13 protein-coding genes are annotated in these 17,270 nt (G+C 69.6%); 8 read left to right on the top strand and 5 right to left on the bottom strand.

Annotated elements, in window-relative coordinates:
- Positions 1 to 685: 685 nt before the first annotated feature.
- The gene (locus OG568_RS01490; protein ID WP_329529924.1) at positions 686 to 2,029 is read right to left on the bottom strand and encodes an MFS transporter; all 1,344 of its coding nucleotides are present in this window, start codon (positions 2,027 to 2,029) and stop codon (positions 686 to 688) included.
- 55 nt (positions 2,030 to 2,084) lie between these two features.
- Between OG568_RS01490 and OG568_RS01495 the strand changes: the two genes are divergently transcribed.
- From OG568_RS01495 to OG568_RS01525, 6 genes are all read left to right on the top strand, one after another.
- Positions 2,085 to 2,843: a helix-turn-helix transcriptional regulator gene (locus OG568_RS01495; RefSeq protein WP_329529925.1), complete on the top strand. Its 759-nt coding sequence runs from the start codon at positions 2,085 to 2,087 to the stop codon at positions 2,841 to 2,843.
- Between the two features lie 395 nt (positions 2,844 to 3,238).
- On the top strand, positions 3,239 to 4,465 hold the full coding sequence (locus tag OG568_RS01505; protein WP_329529926.1) for an acyl-CoA dehydrogenase family protein: 1,227 nt from the start codon (positions 3,239 to 3,241) through the stop codon (positions 4,463 to 4,465).
- A 5-nt stretch (positions 4,466 to 4,470) separates the two neighbouring features.
- On the top strand, positions 4,471 to 5,703 hold the full coding sequence (locus OG568_RS01510; protein ID WP_329529927.1) for a CaiB/BaiF CoA transferase family protein: 1,233 nt from the start codon (positions 4,471 to 4,473) through the stop codon (positions 5,701 to 5,703).
- Positions 5,700 to 6,482 carry a crotonase/enoyl-CoA hydratase family protein gene (locus OG568_RS01515; protein WP_329529928.1) on the top strand — a complete coding sequence of 261 codons (783 nt, stop codon included), beginning with the start codon at positions 5,700 to 5,702 and terminating at the stop codon, positions 6,480 to 6,482. Before OG568_RS01510 ends, OG568_RS01515 begins: the two co-directional genes overlap by 4 nt.
- A 65-nt stretch (positions 6,483 to 6,547) precedes the next feature.
- Positions 6,548 to 7,537, top strand: a complete 990-nt coding sequence (locus tag OG568_RS01520; RefSeq protein WP_329529929.1) for a 3-hydroxyacyl-CoA dehydrogenase NAD-binding domain-containing protein — start codon at positions 6,548 to 6,550, stop codon at positions 7,535 to 7,537.
- Positions 7,534 to 8,439, top strand: a complete 906-nt coding sequence (locus OG568_RS01525) for a 3-hydroxyacyl-CoA dehydrogenase (protein ID WP_329529930.1) — start codon at positions 7,534 to 7,536, stop codon at positions 8,437 to 8,439. Before OG568_RS01520 ends, OG568_RS01525 begins: the two co-directional genes overlap by 4 nt.
- Positions 8,440 to 8,632: 193 nt before the next feature.
- Here OG568_RS01525 and OG568_RS01530 read toward each other — a convergent pair whose 3' ends face one another.
- Positions 8,633 to 10,168: an AMP-binding protein gene (locus OG568_RS01530; protein WP_329529931.1), complete on the bottom strand. Its 1,536-nt coding sequence runs from the start codon at positions 10,166 to 10,168 to the stop codon at positions 8,633 to 8,635.
- 162 nt (positions 10,169 to 10,330) lie between these two features.
- Between OG568_RS01530 and OG568_RS01535 the strand changes: the two genes are divergently transcribed.
- Positions 10,331 to 10,852: an HAD domain-containing protein gene (locus tag OG568_RS01535; RefSeq protein WP_329536230.1), complete on the top strand. Its 522-nt coding sequence runs from the start codon at positions 10,331 to 10,333 to the stop codon at positions 10,850 to 10,852.
- A gap of 43 nt (positions 10,853 to 10,895) precedes the next feature.
- Here OG568_RS01535 and OG568_RS01540 read toward each other — a convergent pair whose 3' ends face one another.
- Complete coding sequence (locus tag OG568_RS01540; RefSeq protein WP_329529932.1) at positions 10,896 to 13,757, bottom strand: type 2 lanthipeptide synthetase LanM family protein; 2,862 nt, start codon at positions 13,755 to 13,757, stop codon at positions 10,896 to 10,898.
- A gap of 361 nt (positions 13,758 to 14,118) precedes the next feature.
- Complete coding sequence (locus OG568_RS01545) at positions 14,119 to 14,319, bottom strand: DUF6229 family protein (RefSeq protein WP_095858363.1); 201 nt, start codon at positions 14,317 to 14,319, stop codon at positions 14,119 to 14,121.
- 738 nt (positions 14,320 to 15,057) lie between these two features.
- On the opposite strand from OG568_RS01545, the gene OG568_RS01550 reads away from it, so the two are divergent.
- Positions 15,058 to 16,062: a substrate-binding domain-containing protein gene (locus OG568_RS01550; RefSeq protein ID WP_329529933.1), complete on the top strand. Its 1,005-nt coding sequence runs from the start codon at positions 15,058 to 15,060 to the stop codon at positions 16,060 to 16,062.
- A 170-nt stretch (positions 16,063 to 16,232) separates the two neighbouring features.
- Here the strand turns inward: OG568_RS01550 and OG568_RS01555 are convergent, their stop codons facing one another.
- Positions 16,233 to 17,234, bottom strand: a complete 1,002-nt coding sequence (locus tag OG568_RS01555) for a LacI family DNA-binding transcriptional regulator (RefSeq protein WP_329529934.1) — start codon at positions 17,232 to 17,234, stop codon at positions 16,233 to 16,235.
- Positions 17,235 to 17,270: the final 36 nt, after the last annotated feature.

Genomic DNA, 17,270 nt, shown 5'->3' on the forward strand with positions numbered 1-17,270 from the left:
GGTCTCCCAGGGCTTAGGACAGGTCGGCGACCTCCGCCTGGTACTTCTGCTCCAGATTCTTCTTCACCATCTGGCCCAGCGGCCCTGCCAGGAAATTTTGACGCGCGACACGTATACCCGCTCAGGTGCGATGTCGCCGAGCGCCGGCTCCGGTCACATAGCGTTCCATGCCGCAAAGCTTCCCTGACACGACACCAGCGATGGCACCACACCTGACACGACGGCCAGATCCCATGCCGTTGACGCTCAGCCGCACCAACACAGTGCGAGAGCTGCCGGTCGCCCCCCACCCGCGCCCACCAACTGGGTGCCCAGCGCCCCGCGCACCACGTGCCGGGAGTACGCACGGGTTCCTGCGCGGGAAACACTGCCGCGAGCGGGCGAAGTCAGCAGGTAGAGGACCTGTGTTCGCCGCGTCATTCCGAAACCCCGCGCCGGTGAGATACACCGGTTGTCCGGGACCGTCGTGGAATCGCCGGGTGACGCGTTCAACCGGCCTCGTCACCGCGGCGACTTCGGGCTACGGGTGTCTGCTACGCCCAGCCAACCCGTTCATCCATGCACCGGATGGACCTCTCCCGCCGAATCGAGCTCACGACAGGAGCTCCAAGTCCGGCTGGTCAAACCGGCCATCGTCAGATCTCCGGGCGCACGAGTGAGGGGAGACGGTCACGAGGTGCCAGTCCTATGGCTGGTGTGCCGCTCCAGGGGGCGTCGGTGGAGACGGAGGCTGTGCCGACGTGACGGCATAGTGCCAGAACGGTCGCACAAGCAGCGCGCCGACCATGACGACGATCATGCAGAGCAGCGAGCTGCCTGTCCACGCGACGCCGAGACCGGTGGCGGAGGCCATGGCGCCGGCACGTAGGTCTCCGAGGCGGGGACCGCCGGCGACGACGACGGTGAAGACCCCTTGCAGACGGCCGCGCATGGCATCAGGTGCGTAGGTTTGCAGGATTGTCTCGCGATAGACCGCGCTGACGAGGTCCGCCGCTCCGGCAGCGGCCAGTAGGGCTGCGGCGGCAAAGAGGTGGTGGGCCGTGCCCGCGAGGGCGATGGCCGCCGCCCAGACGGTGACGGCGATGGCCAGCGCCCGGCCTTGACGGCGCACACGTCCGATCCATCCGCTGAACAGCCCCGCTACGACTGACCCGATGGCGAGGGCCGAGTACAGCAGCCCCACTCCTCCGCCGAAGCGCGCCTGCGCCGCTTCCGGGAACAGGGCGGTGGGCATGGCCAACGTCATCGCCGCGATGTCGACCGCGAAGGACATCCAGAGCACGGGGGCGGCAGCGATGAACCGCAGCCCGTCGAAGACCGAGCGCAGCCCACCGGTCCGGGCACCGGCTCCGGTCGGCATGATCGGGGGAAGGTGAACGGCCGAGTAGAGCAGGAGAGAGAACAGCACGGCGTCGGCGCCGTATGCCCAGCAGTAGCCGTTCGGCAGCGAGATCAGGATGCCCGCTACAAGCGGCCCGGCGACCTGCCCGACATTGCCGGCGGTGAAGTACAGCGTGTTCGCGGCGGGTACCAGGGGTGTGGGAACGATACGGGGAATGATCGCGCCCCGGGCGGCTGACGACACGGCGAAGGCGCCGGCCTGGACGGCGACGAGGGCGAGGATGAGGGGGACCGAGCGCAGATCGGCGACTGCCTGAAGCAACAGGCCGAGTGTGGTGGCCCAGGTGAGGCATGCTGACGCCAAGTACAGCAGCCGGCGGTCGAATCGGTCGGCGATGGCGCCACCGTACAAGCCGAAGACCACGAGCGGCACGAGGCCGGCCAGTCCCGTCATCCCCACGGACAGCGACGACTGCGACAGCGCGTATATCTGTACCGGGATGGTGACGCCGGTGACCATGGTCCCGACGTATGCCGCGCTCTGCCCGATCAACAGGCGTCGGAAGACGGGGTGTGCCAACGGGCGGGTGTCGAGGGCGGCGCCGCGCAGAACGGAGGCCAGCCGGGCCTTCAGTGCCGGCGGTGCGGCGGGAGGAAGATCACGCGGGGTGTGCGACGTCGTGGGCATGGTCATCACGCTGGCAGGACCGCGTGGTGTGCCGCTTCCGTTAATCTGCCGTTGTATGTCGGAAAACGGTCAGGCGGAGAAAGCGGCGGAACCCAAGGACAGCACCCATGCCCACCTCGCGGGTGAGGTCATCGGCCGCCACCAGCATGGCTACAGCCAACTTCTGTACGTCAGCGCCGGTGTGCTGGCGGTTCAGACGGGCGAGGCGTCCTGGGTGGCGTCCAGCGCGCGAGCCATGTGGATTCCGGCGGGCATCTGGCATCAGCACCGGGTACACGGGCACAGCTCCGTGCACACACTCGGCTTCGCCGCCCACGACATCCTGCTGAAGTCCGAGACACCGGTCGTCGTGGCCGTGGACGCCCTGGTGCGCGAACTCATCATCGCGTGCAGTGAACCATCCCTCCCACAGCAGGAAGCACGCCGCCTGCGTGCCGTCCTCCGGGATCGGCTGCGGCGAGCCCTCGTAGAGCCTTTGACACTGCCCACCCCCGACAACTCCCTGCTACGGCAGGCGTGCGCACTGGTGACCGACGATCTGCGGCAACCGCGGACCGCCGCCTGGCTCGCACGGCGCATCGGCGTGAGCGAGCGCACCCTGGCCCGGCTGTTCAGGACCGAGTTCGGCATGACGTATCCACAATGGAGGACCAACATCCGGGTCTTTCACGCCATGGTGCTGCTGGCGGAGGGAGCAAGCGTCAGCGAAACGGGACGACGGTGCGGATGGGCCACGACCAGTGCGTTCATCGACACGTTCAGCCGCACCATGGGCCAGACCCCGGGAACGTATCGCATCGGATCCGGTGGGTAGATCCTCCAGCCGCCTGCATGATGCAGCGGCCTGGGGGGCGTCTGGACGGCGATGCCACGCCACCGCTTCAGACGGTTGGTGCAGCGCTCGACCGTGTCGCGTTGCTCGTATGCCTCGCGGTCGAAGGCGGCCGGCCTGACGCCCCGACTGCCCCGCCTCAGCCGATGGCCGCGCTGCTTCCCCTCGGGGGGGCGGGAATCAGTACACACACCGGGCGGCAACGGGCCACTGGGGTGGCTCGTGGCGACAACGGCGCCCTCGCGCGGCGCGGGTCCGGAGGACCAGCCCAAGATCCGCGTTTAATCGCGCCAGAGATCCGAACCGCCGGGCGTCGGGAGCGCTGACGGGCGCGCGGATCTCCAGGCCACGTCTCACAGCGCTTGAGGGAGACAGCAATGAGCGGTACAACGACCTTGCCGACACCGTCCGGTCCCTACCTGGACAAAGGGCTGCTGCCCGCCGACTTCTTCGCCTACGAGGAACTGCTGTCGGACAGGGAGCGAGAGCAGCTCGAGTCCGTCCGCGAGTTCCTCCGCGCGCAGGTCGCACCGATCGTCGACGACCACTGGGCCAGGGCCGAGTTCCCCTTCCAGCTGGTCGAGGGCTTCGGGAGGCTCGGTCTCATGGACTGGGCCGATCCGGACTCCTCGGAATCCAGGCCGAGCAACCTCCTCGCGGGCTTCCTCGCGCTGGAGTTGGCGCATGTCGACGCGTCCGTGGCCACGTTCACCGGCGTGCACACGGGTCTGGCCATGGGCACCATCCTCACCTGCGGCTCCAACGAACAGAAGCGGCGGTGGCTGCCGGCGATGAGCCGCTTCGAAAAGATCGGCGCCTTCGGGTTGACCGAGCCGCACGGTGGCTCCGACGTGGCCGGCGGCCTGCAGACCACCGCGCGCCGCGACGGCGACGCGTGGATCCTCGACGGCGCGAAGCGGTGGATCGGCAACGCGACCTTCGCCGACCTGGTCGTCATCTGGGCCCGCGATGTCGAGACCCGCCATGTGCTGGGCTTCGTCGTGGAGAAGGACACTCCCGGGTTCACCGCGACGAAGATCGAGAACAAGATGGCGCTGCGGATCGTGCAGAACGCCGACATCGTGCTCGACGGTTGCCGCGTTCCGGAGGCCAACCGGCTGCAGAACGCGAACTCGTTCAAGGACACCGCCAAGATCCTGCGCCAGACACGCAGCGGCGTGGCGTGGCAGGCGGTGGGCGTGATGTTCGGCGCCTACGAGATCGCCCTGCAGTACGCGAAGGAACGGGAACAGTTCGGGCGTCCGATCGGGGGCTTCCAGCTCGTGCAGGACCTGCTCGTGAAGATGCTAGGAAACGCCACGGCCTCGTGCGGGATGATGACGCGCCTGGCCCAGTTGCAGGACGCCGGGGTGTTCCGGGATGAACAGTCCGCCCTGGCGAAGGCCTACTGCACCGTGCGGATGCGCGAGAACGTGGGGTGGGCGCGGGAACTGCTGGCCGGCAACGGCATCCTCCTCGACTACAAGGTCGGCCGCTTCGTCGCCGACGCCGAGGCCATCTACTCGTACGAAGGCACCCGGGAGATCCAGACCCTCATCGTCGGACGTGCCGTGACCGGCGGCCTCAGCGCCTTCGTGAGGTGACGACAATGACCAACGAATCCGTCTTCACCGGCCTGAAGGTCCTCGACGCGTCGAGCTTCATCGCGGGACCGGCCGCGGCCACCGTGCTCTCCGACTTCGGAGCGGACGTCATCAAGATCGAGCCACCAGGCATAGGCGACCCCCAGCGGCGGCTGAGTTCCGTACCGCCCAGCCCCCGGGCCGAGGCCAACTACAGCTGGCACCTCGCCAACCGCAACAAGCGCGGCATGGTGATCGATCTGAAGTCACCGGCGTCCGTCGGGGTCCTCAAACGTCTCGTCGAGTGGGCCGACGTGGTGATCACCAACTTCCCGCACGGCACGCGCGAGAAGCTGCACCTGGGCTACGAGGAGGTCTCGGGCTGGAACCCGCGGGTCGTCTACGCCGACATCACGGGCTTCGGCGATGCCGGTCCCGACGCCGGGCAGCCGGGCTTCGACCTGACGGCCGCCTGGTCGCGCAGCGGGCTGCTGGCCTCCACCCGCGACGCGGGGGCCCCGCCGACGGTCCCGGTCTGGGGCAGCGGCGACTACATGTCGGCGATCGCGATCTACGCGGCGATCGTGACCGCCCTGTACCGCCGCGAGCGGACGGGACAAGGGGCCAGCGTCGGGACGTCGCTGCTCGCCGCGGGCGTCTGGGCCACGGGAACGCTCGTGGCCGGCGCGCTCGCCGGCGGCACGCCGTTCGAGCTGCACGACCGGAAGGCGCCGGCGAACCCGCTGATCAACCCCTACCGGACCGCGGACGACGAGTGGTTCATGCTGGTCGCCTCACCCCCGCACTGGCCGGGACTGACGCGAGCCCTCGGGCACCCCGAGCTGCTCGAGGATCCCCGTTTCGCGGACATCGCGGGCTTCGTCAAGAACGCCGCCGCGCTGAGCGAACTGCTCGACGCCGAGTTCCGTTCGCGGCCCTTCACCCACTGGAAGGACGCCCTGACCCGGGAACGCGTCACTTACAGCCTCATTCAGACGCCGGAGGAGGCCGCGCAGGACCCACAGCTGCGCGCGAACGACATCGTCGTGCCGCTGGAAGGAGTCAGCGGGCTGACGGAAACCATCAGCAGCCCGGTCAACCTCCGAGGGGTGCCGAAGGTGCCCGCGAAGCGAGCGCCGGACCTGGGCGAGCACAACGACGAGATCCTCGCCGAGTTGGGATTCGGCCCCGCCGAGATCGCCGAGCTGCGCGCCCAGGGAGCGGTTCCCGGCCCGCCGGAAGCCGAGGGGTCACGATGAGCACGGCGCCCGAAGCGGCCGACTTGGTGCTCCAGGAGCGCCACGGCGGCGTGCTGACCATCACCATCAACCGCCCGGCGCGGAAGAACGCCGTCGACCACGAGGTCGCGGTGCAGCTCGCGGCGGCGGTGGATCTGCTCGACGCGGACCCGGAGTTGTCGGTCGGCGTCCTCACGGGCGCGGGCGGGGTGTTCAGCGCGGGCATGGACCTGAAGGCGTTCGCCAAGGGCGAGTTGCCCTTGCTGCCCGGCCGGGGCCTGGGCGGGCTCACCCGCGCGTCGGTGCGCAAGCCGTTGATCGCCGCGGTCGAGGGCTGGGCGCTCGGCGGTGGCTTCGAGCTGGTGCTCGCCTGCGACCTCATCGTCGCCGCGGAGGACGCCCGCTTCGGGTTTCCCGAGGTCATGCGTGGTCTCGTGGCGGCAGAGGGCGGACTGGTCAGACTACCGCGCCGCCTTCCCTACCACGTCGCCGCGCGCGTACTGCTCACGGGCGAGCCGCTGACCGCCGCCGAAGGCAAGGAGTACGGGCTCGTCAATGAGCTGACCCCGCCCGGCGCCGCGCTGGACGGGGCCCGGGAGCTGGCGGGCCGCGTCGCGCGGAACGCACCGCTTGCCCTGGCGGCCGTCAAGGAGGTCCTGCGCGAAACACAGGGCCTGAAGGAAAGCGACGCGTTCAGACGCCAGGACGAGCTCACGAGCGGGCTGGCCACCAGCGAGGACGCGCGGGAAGGCGCACAGGCGTTCGCCGAGAAACGCGCCCCCGTATGGCACGGCCGCTGATGCCGGCCACCTCAGCCGCCTCTCCCCCGGAGCCCGTGTCCGACTTTCAGGAGCAGTGAGCAGTCATGAACGCACACAAACCCGTCCACCGCGTGGCGATCGTCGGCACCGGCACGATCGGCGCGAGCTGGGCGACCCACTATCTCGTCCGAGGCTTCGACGTCACGGCGACCGACCCCACCCCCACCGCGGAGACGGCCCTACGGTCGTACGTGGAGACGGCGTGGGACGCGGCTGCTTCGATCGGGCTCGCCCCCGACGCCTCGCCCGATCGCCTGAGCTTCACCGCGGACCTGCGTCAGGCCGTCGCGGACGCCGATTTCGTACAGGAGAACGCGCCGGAGCGTCCGGAACTCAAGGTCAAGTTGTTCGCCGACATCGACGAGGCGACGCCGCCGGACGCGATCATCGCGTCGAGTTCGTCGGGCATCACGATGAGCGTCATCCAGGCCGAGTGCCGGCGTCCGGAGCGGACCGTCATCGGTCATCCCTTCAACCCGCCGCACATCGTGCCCCTGGTCGAGGTCGTCGGCGGGACGAGGACCGCCCCGGAGACGATCCGGGACGTCATGTCGTTCTACGCCGCGATCGGCAAGAAGCCGATTCACCTCAAGAAGGAGCTTCCTGGGCACGTCGCCAACCGTATCCAGGCCGCGTTGTACCGCGAAGTCGTGTACCTGGTCCAAGAGGGCGTGCTCGACGTAGCGGACTCAGACGACGCGGTGTCCTGGGGGCCGGGGCTCAGATGGGGCGTCATGGGTCCCCATCTGCTGTGGCATCTCGGCGGAGGAGAGGGCGGCATCCATCACTTCATGGACACTCTTATGCCGCGGATGGTGGCGTCCTGGAACGAACTGGGCGCCCCCGAGTTCACGCCCGAGCTCAAGGAGAAGATCGTGGGCGGCGTCCTGGAGGAGGCGGACGGCCGCTCGGTCGAGGAACTGGCCGCCCGGCGCGACGCGATGCTGTCCGCCCTGCTGGCCGTGCGCGCCGAGCACGACCCGTTCGGCCCGCGGAGCGCCGCAGCGGGTCGCCCGGCGAGGGAGGATTCGTGACGCGGCGCCAGGAAAGGCTGTTCGTGCTCGAGGCCAGCAGTGGCGGTCGTCTGTTCTCCGTGAACCCCGACGGCTCCGACATGAAGGTCGTCGTCACCGGGTGCAGGATCCCCGACGGGGTCACCGTCGATGTCCTGGCCGGGCACGTCTACTGGACGAATATGGGCCTTCCCCCGGAGAACGACGGCTCGATCGAACGCGTGGACCTGGACGGAGGCAACCGGACGACGATCGTCCCCGGCGGCGTCACGCACACGCCGAAGCAGCTCCACTTCGAGGCCGCCGGCCGGAAGTTGTACTGGGGTGATCGCGAAGGCATGCGCGTGATGCGCTGCGACCTCGACGGCTCGAACGTCGAGATCCTCGTGCAGACGGGAGAGGGAGAGGAGGATCGCCGCGACGAGACCAGGTGGTGCGTGGGAGTCGCCGTCGACCCGGTCGGCGGACACCTCTACTGGACGCAGAAGGGCCCGAGTGACGCGGGACTCGGGAAGATCCTGCGGGCCGGAATCGACCTGCCCGCCGGGGAGAGCGCGGCCGAACGAGGCGACATCGAGGTGCTGTTCGAGGGGCTGCCGGAGCCGATCGACCTGGAGCTCGACCTCGGCGAGCGCATGCTGTACTGGACGGATCGCGGAGACCCACCGCGGGGCAACAGCGTGAACCGCTCGCCGTTGGACCAGCCGCAAGGGCGGCGGTCCCCCGAGATCCTGTTGACCCACCTCATGGAAGGCATCGGCCTAGCCCTCGATCCGGACGACGGCCGCATGTACGTGACCGACCTGGGCGGGAACGTCTACGCGGCCGATCTCGACGGATCGAACCGGAGGGAGATCCTCATCCTGCAGGGCAACCTCACCGGCATCGCTCGTGCCGTGCTGCCGACCGGAACGGGGGTCTAGTTGTGGCCGGGGGCGCCCGTAAAACTGCCCTGCCGCCCCTCGTCATCCGGACGATTCGCTCAGCAGATCCTGCCGCGCCTTTCGTTCGACCCGGTACAGGTACAGGCACGGACTCACGCACAGGCCGGTGCGCGAAGGACACGGGCGCCCCTGGCCATCACGACAGCGGCGTCGGCCCCACCTGGCGGACAGCTCAGCCAACGCCCCGCTCGCGGCCCTCCCAGTACGGCTCCCGCAACTTGTACTTCTGGAGCTTGCCGGTCGCCGTACGGGCCAACTCCTCCCGGAACTCGACCGAAGTCGGCGCCTTGAAACCGGCCAGACGCTCCTTGCAGAACCGGATCAGCTCGTCCTGCGTCACCCGCACGCCGGGAACAGCGACCACCAGCGCCTTGACGGTCTCGCCCCACTTCTCGTCCGGCACCCCGATCACCGCGACCTCGGCAACCGCCGGATGGCTGAAGAGCACGTCCTCCACCTCGATCGACGAGACGTTCTCCCCGCCCGTGATGATCACGTCCTTCTTGCGGTCACTGATCGTCAGATGGCCGTACTCGCCGATCGACCCGCCGTCCCCCGTATGGAACCACCCGCCGGACAACGCCCGCGCAGACTCCTCCGGCTGCTCCCAATATCCCTCCAGAACGACGTTCGAGCGTGCGAGAACCTCCCCCTCGTCGTCCGTGCGGAGCGTCACGCCCAGCGCGGGGGCACCCGCCCGGACCAGCTTCTCCGCCCGCTCCGCGGTGTCGAGGCCGTCCCATTCGGCCCGGGCCCGGTTGACGGTGAGCAGCGGCGAGGTCTCGGTGAGGCCGTAGATCTGCATGAACTCCCACCCCAGCTCAGACTCGACACGTGCGACCGTCCGGGTCGGCGGCGGAGCACCCGCAACGATGATCCGTACCCGGTCACGGCCTGGAATCTCCCCTTCCCAGGACTCGGCGGCCGCCAGCACCGCCCCCACCACCGCGGGCGCCGCGCACATCACCGTCACACCGTGCTCGGCCACCCGGCGCAGGATCTCGGTCCCGTCCACCTTGCGCAGCACGATCTGCCGCACGCCCAGGGCCGACATCGCGAACGGCATGCCCCAGCCGTTGGCATGGAACATCGGCAACGTGTGCAGATACACGTCCCGGTCCGTCACCCCTGCGTGCAACGCGAAAGTGACCGCGTTCACCCAGATGTTGCGATGGGTGATCTGTACCCCCTTGGGCCGGGCCGTCGTACCACTGGTGTAGTTGATGGTCGCGGTGGCGTTCTCGTCCGGCTCCCAGGCCCGCGGGGCAGCGTCGAATCGGTACAGCTCGGCGTCGGCGGCGGCCCCGAGCGTGAAGCGGTGCCTGCAGTCGACACCGGCCAGACGCTCCGTCAGCTCGGGGTCGACAAGGAGCACATCGGCCCCTGAGTGAGCGACGATGTAGCTCACCTCGTCCGCGGTCAGGCGGAAGTTGACCGGGACGAGCACCCTCCCGAACCCGCTCACACCGAAGAACGACGTCAAAAGCCGCGCACTGTTCGGCGAGACCACCGCCACCCGAGCACCCGGCGGCACACCCAGCGCATCCAGTCCGGCGGCCTGAGCCCGCGCCAACTCGCCCACCCGCCGGTATGTCAGCCCTTCCCAGACCTCGGCCGGTTGGTCCGGCTCGTCAACGACGCCGACCCGGTCGGCATACACAGCGACGGCACGGTCCAGAAAATCACGGACCCCGAACGGGACGATCATCACAGCCTCCGAAGCTCGACCAACACAGAGCTTCTATCCCGCCACGCCCTCACGCATCCCGACAAACCGTCCGACACGGCCGTACGGTCTTGCACGGCTCATGGCGAACCATGAGCCGTGATCGAGACGGTCCCCGTGGTGATCTGTCGCTATGGTGCTGGAGTGACTGGCTCTCCGCAGCGTCCACTGCTGTTTCTCGATGTCGACGGACCGCTCATCCCGTTCGGCGCGGCGCCCGATCAGTATCCGGTCCATGCCACCCGCGGTGAACCGCTTGCTGCCGATGCGAATCCGCTCTTGACCCGTCTCGATCCAGAGCACGGGCCTCGGCTGGCGGCGCTGCCGTGCGAGGTGGTCTGGGCCACGACGTGGATGGCTGACGCGAACGAGTGCATCGCCCCCCGTCTCGGTCTGCCGCCGCTGGCTGTGGTGATCTGGCCAGAACCGTCCGACGTCGACGATGAGGACGAGCGGAACGGACTGCACTGGAAGACCCGCACCCTTGTCGAATGGGCGGCGGGGCGCCCGTTCGCCTGGGCCGACGACGAGGTGACCGACACCGATCGGGCCTGGGTCGCCGCTCACCACCCGGTAGACGCCCTGCTCCACCGGGTCGATCCCCGCCGTGGTCTGACCGATCACGACTATGCGGTTCTCGGCTCCTGGCTGGCACGGTTGTTCTGATGTACGGCCGACCGCTCGGGTTCACGGAGCGCGGCCGGTCGGGTCAGTCGAGGAGAAGGGGATTGGGCAGGGTGGCCGAGGGGTGCATGCGCAGGAGGGTGTGGAGGACTCCTGAGAGGCCGGACATGAGGCTGGGTGAGAACGCTTCGCGGGCCAGGCCGCCGACCGGGCCGCGTTGTTCGAGGCCGGTGAGGATCTCGGCGTCGAGGTCAAAGGGGTCGCCGAAGTTCAGCGACGTGAGGAACTCCCAGAGGCCCAGGTCGCCGTGGCACAGCGTATGGCTCCAGCCGAAGCCCTCGGCCGCGCAGGCTCGTGCGGCCCGGTGGGCCATGTCGAGGTGGGCGGGATCGCCCGTGCGCCGGTGGAGATCGAGCATGGCGACGCCGACCCCCGCGCTGCCGTGGCACCAGCTGGTGAAGAAGTCCTCCTCAGCGCCGATGCGGACGTCGAGCCAGTTGCCGTGCTCCGGTTGGTAGAGGGACTCCTGGTAGGCGAAGGCCCGTTCGGCGAGGTGGGTCCAGTCGCGCCGTTCGGCCGCGGAACCCGCGTCGCTGAGGGCGAGCCGGGTCAGCGCCCAGCCGATGCCGGTGGCGCCATGGGCGAAGCCGCCGATGCCCTCGGGGTTGAGCCGGGTCGTCCAGCGGGCGCCGCCGGCGTCGATGGTGGCCAGTCCGCTCAGTCGGCGGCCGATGTGCGCGGCGGCGCCGAGCCAGCGGTCCTGTCCGGTCGCCGCGGCCAGATTGAGCAGGGGGACGACTCCGCCGGCCGCCCCGTTGAGGAGGTCCACCTCGATGTCGTCCTCGACCAGTCGGCCCTCCGCGAGCAGCAGGGCCCTCGCGGCGGCCCGCTCCAGCAGCCACTCCTCACCGAGCACCCGGTGCAGCGCCAGCCACGTCCACACCTGCGACGCGGCACCGCTGAACGCGCCGGGCGACGGCGTCGGCGTCCGGTCCTCGGTGCCGACCAGGACCCGCAGTGCCCCCTCGAACGTCTCGGCGACGCCCGGCACCTCGTCCGCCCGCCCGGCCCGCACCTCGGTCACGTACTCCGCGAGCGTCAGCGCCACCCCGCCCTGCCCGGTGTAGAGGTCGGCGGGCAGCACCCTGATGGACCATCCCGCGGGGCTGAAGACAGGGCTGATCCAGGTGACCGTACCGTCCTCACCGCGCACCGCCCCGTCGCACAGCCGCCGTACCATCTGCGCGGCCAGGTCGCGTCGGCGCCGCTCCCGGTCCCGGGCGTGCGGGTCGCGGGCGGCGGCCTGCACCCGCGTGGGCAGCGAACGCTCATTGAGGTACGCGCCCACCAGCGCGTCCTGGATCACCGACTCCTCCAGCGCCAGGTCGGCGGTGCGCCAGTCCTCGACGGTGTTCCGTACGGCGGCGGCGTCCACGGTGAAGGTGAACATCGGCACGTCACCGGCCAACAGGTCCGCGATCTCGCCGTCGATGGCCGCACGGTCGGTCGGCGCGCCGGGCAGCACCTCGGCATTGCGCCGAAGGATGTCCCGGGCCCGTTCGACCGCCGCCGACTCGTCGTGCAGCGACGCCGGGTGCCACAGCATCCGGCCGATGTCGACGTACGCCTGCGTGGGCCGCAGGATCCGCCGCGCCTGAGCGCCTTCGAAGCGGCGCAGCAGCCGGTACGGGTCGGTCCCCGGCCGGCGCAGGTGCGCGGTCATCTCGCGGAAGCCGGCCAGGATCCGGTCCCAGTACACGCTCAACACGGGAGTGGGGCTGGGGTGGTTGCCCGCGATGGGCATCGCCACCAGGTCCACCTCGAAACGGGCCGCCGCGGTGCCGCCGTCCGCGATCACCGGGTTCGGGATCAGCGGCTGCTGGCCGGGAAGCGACCCGACGCCGGAGATGTCCACCCCGCCGAGTGCGAAGCCGGTCCCGCGTACGGGTAGCAGTCCGGTACGCAGCACCGTACGGCGGATGGCCGCCGCGGCCACGTCGACCGCGTCGCCCCGGCCGCTGGGCGGGAAGGGCGCGGGGGCGTCGAAGAGCGTCTCGGCGTCCACGATCACCGGCACCGGGCCCGCGGCGATCATGTTCTCCGCGTGCATGTCGGTGCCGCCGGTGAAGCGGAGGACGGCCAGCCAGTGCCCGACGTTCCGGTAGAACGCGGCGAGTTCGGCCTCGCCCGCGCAGTAGCGGTGGCGGACGAACTCGGCCCAGCCGTAGCCCTCGCGCACTCGCGTCCGCGGCACCCGGATGCGCTCGTCCGGCGACGGGGCGCCGGGGAAGTCCGCGTAGACCTCGTCCAACAGCGCGCCGAGCGCCACGTCGGCCTCGGACGGCCGGGGTTTGTACATGACGCTCCCCCCGGCGAAGTCGACTCGACTGACCGTCAGACCGCCCCGGTGGGTGTCGCCCGCCCCGAACGCGACGGCCCGCATCTCCCCCACGGAGCCCCCCAGCAGCGGTCGCAGCAGTTCGCGGTCCTCAGCGAGCCGCTCCGCGAAGCCGGCCGTCGCCGCCACCGACAACCGTGCCACCGACGCGATCCTCGGGCCGACGTTCGGGTATCGGCCGACCAGCCGGTCGAGATAGCCCTCCTCCGCGGCCCGCTCCAGGAACGCGGTCCACGTCTGCGTGTCGGATCCCGCCGCTGCGCCTTCGGCGTGCCGTGCGCCGCCCGCTGCGATGCGCAGCGCGTGCAGTTCGATCAGGAACAGTCGGGACAGCTTCGCGTGCAGGGACTTGAGCAGGGCGGTGTGGCCGGCTTCCAGTACCGCTTCCCGCTCTTCTCGGTCCAGGGCGTCCACGGTGGCCAGCCGCCGGGCCAGCTGTTCCCGCCACGGGCGGGCGATGGTGCGTACGGGTTGGGCGAACCACTCCGCCTCGTCCCTCTTCCCCGGCCTTTCCGGCTTGTCCGGCTTTTCCGGCGCCGATCCACTCACCGTCCACCCTCCCACTCCGCCGTGAACTCGCTTCTTCCAGTCGTTCCGAAGTCGCGCAGGGAACCGTGCGACCAGCCCGGACACCTCCGCACCCGGCAGCAACCGACCGAGCGGGAAACCGCCGCATCCCTGACGCGCACAGGGGCGGGCGGCTACGAGCTCGGCAGGATGCGGCGCGTTCCCGGGTGCGGACGCGTCGTGGCCTGGCGCACGGTTCCCTACGCTCCTGCTTCATGAACCGCACTCCGCAGGGGTGTCCGCGAAGAAGCACACGCCGCGGGAGAGTCGGTCAAAAAGCGCGCCCCGGAAATGGCACTCCGGGAAGGCCCTCCACAAAGGGCCTTGGAGTCACCGTGGGCGTTCAGCAACACCAGCTGCCGTGTGACCCACTCGGGCTGGAACAGAAGCCGTAGAGGGAGTCACTCGGGTCGGTGAGCGCGGCCTCGGCGGCGGCGCCGCCGACGTAGAGGGGCCCCGCGGGGTTGGTCTGGCCGTACGCGCTCTCGGCGCCCGCCAGCCAGGCATCGAGCACGGCGGTGGTGGCAACACTGGTCTGGGGCATGAGAGACCTCCGGTGGATGTGGGGATTGGGGCGGATTGCCCAGCCCTGAGTATCGCCGGGTTCGAACACCCGTCAGACGTCCAATCTGGCCAAAGCCATGTGGTGTTCGTGCGGCCTACCGCCGTCTACGGGACGGGCGGGACGGCGACACGGCCGAGCGGCGACCGGCCGGTCACGGCGGACGCCGGTCCTCCGGCTCCAAGCTCCGACCAAGGTTCCGCACCTACGAGGAGCTCCTGAAGAGCGGAGTGGGGACGCGACGGCACCCGTCCGGTCACCGGAGGCCGGCCGACAACCGCACGACCTCGATCTCACACCCCCTCAAGCCCCGGTCCAGAACGGGCACTTGGCCAACTAGCGCACCTGCGGCCTCCGAGGCGGCTCCCCTGAGATCGACGACCGCCCAGGGCCACCCACCGCCGCATCCAAGCCCCGCCGCATGTCGGAACGTCCTGACAAACCTGTTGACACCACTTGAGGAGCGCTCCATAGTACGTGCCACTAGAGCGCGCTAATAAAGCGCTCTAGTGGCGAACGGCCAGCGGTCCGCACCCATGACCGCCGCCACCCCACCGCTCCACGTTCCGCCGACACACACCAACCGCGGCCGCCGAGCCGGACCGAGCAGGACCGAACCGGCCCCCTCCTCGTCATCGAATGCCATCGAGTCAGGCCGCCGGCCATCGACGCCCCCCAGCCAGAACCCACCCTGACCCTGTACAGAGAGGTGCAACGAACATGCGCAGAAACCACCGAACAGCCGCCTTGGCCGGTGTTGTTCTCACCTGCACGCTCATCGCAGCCGGCTGCTCCAGCAGCTCGGGCGGCAAGAAGTCCGAGGAAGGCGGCGCGGCCGCCTCCGTGGGCAAGGCCGACACCCCACGCATGACCGTGGCCATGATCACCCACGCCGCCCCGGGTGACACCTTCTGGGACCTGATCCGCAAGGGCGCCCAGGCCGCGGCCGCCAAGGACAACGTCAAGCTCGTCTACTCCAGCGACCCCAACGCGGGCAACCAGGCCAACCTCGTGCAGAACGCCATCGACCAGAAGGTCGACGGCATCGCGCTCACCGCGGCCAAGCCCGACGCCCTGAAGTCGGTGGTGACCAAGGCCGAATCAGCCGGCATACCGGTCGTGGGCTTCAACTCCGGCTTGGACGACTGGCAGCGGCTCAACATGCTCGAGTACTTCGGCCAGGACGAGAACATCGCTGGCCAGGCCTTCGGCCGACGACTGAGCCGGCTCGGCGCCAAGCACGCTCTCTGTGTCATCCAGGAGCAGGGGCAGGTCGCGTTGGAGGCCCGCTGCGCCGGGCTGAAGAAGGGATTCACCGGCAAGACGGACACCCTCTACGTCAACGGCACCGACATGCCGTCCGTGAAGGCGACGATCACGGCCAAGCTCCGGCAGGACCCCTCCATCGACCAAGTGGTCGCACTCGGCGCCCCGTTCGCACTGACAGCCGTGCAGTCGGCGCAGGACGCCGGTGGCAAAGCCAAGACCGCCACCTTCGACCTCAACAAGGAACTGGTGAAGGCCGTCCAGAGCGGATCGGTCGAGTTCGCGGTCGACCAGCAGCCGTATCTCCAGGGCTACCTCGCCGTCGATGCCCTGTGGCTGTACAAGACCAACGGAAACGTCAGCGGAGGCGGCACCGCGCCCGTGCTCACCGGACCTGCCTTCGTCACCAAGGAGAACGTCGGCATCGTCGCCAAATTCGCGCAGAACGGCACGCGATAGCAGCATCCGACCGGCGCTGTGGGCACAGCGACCGAGCCTCCCTTCGCCGCATCGGTCAGTCCTCGGCGGCGAGGGAGGCTCCGCCGCGTACGCGGAAGTCCACGGCATGCGCCCGGGTCACCCTGCATGGCAGACGCCATCACACCGCGGTCCGACGCCGCCATTACCCCTCAGGGCCGTGCCGGCGGAACCGGCCCGCTCGTACCACGCACCACGAGCTTCGGGTCCAGCACCGCCTCTCGAGGCTCCAGGCCCTCGTCCTCCAGCCGTTCCACGGCGAACCGCACCGCGTGCTCGGCCATCAGGACCGCATCCTGGCGAACCGTCGTCAGGCCGATCGGCATCAAGTGGGAGAGATGGCTGTCGTCGTAACCGATGACGGACATATCGCGCGGAACGTCGACGCCTGCCCGCGCCAGAGCCATCAACAAACCCATAGCGCACCGGTCGTTGCCCGCGAGAACCGCCGTCGGCAGCGGCTGCCCGCCGTCGCGCTCCGCCAGGAGCACCCTGCCGGTCTCGATGCCCGACCGCTCCGTGTGGTCGCCGGGGATCACCCGCAACTCCGACTCCAACCCATGGTGGCGCATCGCGGCCCGGTAGGCGCGACGGCGTTCGACCGAGCCGGGTCCCCGGCCGCCGTCGATGTGCACGATACGGCGGTGGCCCTGCTCGACCAGGTGTTCCATGGCCTGCCGTATGCCCTTCGCCTCGGCGCTGTGCACGAAGTCGACACGCGCGCGAGGGACCCGGCGACTGACCGAGACGGTCGCCGTACGGTGACCGAGTTCCTCCAGGTACGCCGGCTCCGCCTCCGGACCGAGCAGGATCAGCGCCTCACAACGGTGGCTGAGCAGAGCCTCCACCGCCTTGGCCTCACTACGGCCCTGGGAGCTCGCGGAGAGGACGACGTCGTAGCCGAGCCGTTCGGCCGCGGGGTAGATGCCCTCGATCAGGTCCGAGTGGAACGTCTGATGGACAGTGAACATCACACCCAGCGTGCGACTGCGGCCGCGGGCCAGCAGCCGGGCCGCGCTGTCCGGGCGGTAGCCGATCTCGTCGGCGACGCGCAGCACCCGCTCACGGGTCTCCGGACTCGCGCCGGGCTGATTCCGGAAGATGATCGAGACCAGCGCACGGGAGACACCCGCCTTCTCAGCGACGTCCGTCATCGTAGGCCGCTGCTTGCCTGATGCGTCCACCTGCGT

The sequence above is a fragment of the Streptomyces sp. NBC_01450 genome (assembly GCF_036227505.1).
GTDB lineage: Bacteria > Actinomycetota > Actinomycetes > Streptomycetales > Streptomycetaceae > Streptomyces.

What these genes read in the sequence shown, in the direction of transcription:
- OG568_RS01550 (WP_329529933.1), top strand. Translation starts at nt 15,058, where the DNA reads ATGCGCAGAAACCACCGAACAGCCGCCTTGGCCGGTGTTGTTCTCACC.
- OG568_RS01545 (WP_095858363.1), bottom strand. Translation starts at nt 14,319, where the DNA reads ATGCCCCAGACCAGTGTTGCCACCACCGCCGTGCTCGATGCCTGGCTG.
- OG568_RS01530 (WP_329529931.1), bottom strand. Translation starts at nt 10,168, where the DNA reads ATGATCGTCCCGTTCGGGGTCCGTGATTTTCTGGACCGTGCCGTCGCT.
- OG568_RS01515 (WP_329529928.1), top strand. Translation starts at nt 5,700, where the DNA reads ATGAGCACGGCGCCCGAAGCGGCCGACTTGGTGCTCCAGGAGCGCCAC.
- OG568_RS01490 (WP_329529924.1), bottom strand. Translation starts at nt 2,029, where the DNA reads ATGCCCACGACGTCGCACACCCCGCGTGATCTTCCTCCCGCCGCACCG.
- OG568_RS01495 (WP_329529925.1), top strand. Translation starts at nt 2,085, where the DNA reads ATGTCGGAAAACGGTCAGGCGGAGAAAGCGGCGGAACCCAAGGACAGC.
- OG568_RS01520 (WP_329529929.1), top strand. Translation starts at nt 6,548, where the DNA reads ATGAACGCACACAAACCCGTCCACCGCGTGGCGATCGTCGGCACCGGC.
- OG568_RS01510 (WP_329529927.1), top strand. Translation starts at nt 4,471, where the DNA reads ATGACCAACGAATCCGTCTTCACCGGCCTGAAGGTCCTCGACGCGTCG.
- OG568_RS01555 (WP_329529934.1), bottom strand. Translation starts at nt 17,234, where the DNA reads ATGACGGACGTCGCTGAGAAGGCGGGTGTCTCCCGTGCGCTGGTCTCG.
- OG568_RS01505 (WP_329529926.1), top strand. Translation starts at nt 3,239, where the DNA reads ATGAGCGGTACAACGACCTTGCCGACACCGTCCGGTCCCTACCTGGAC.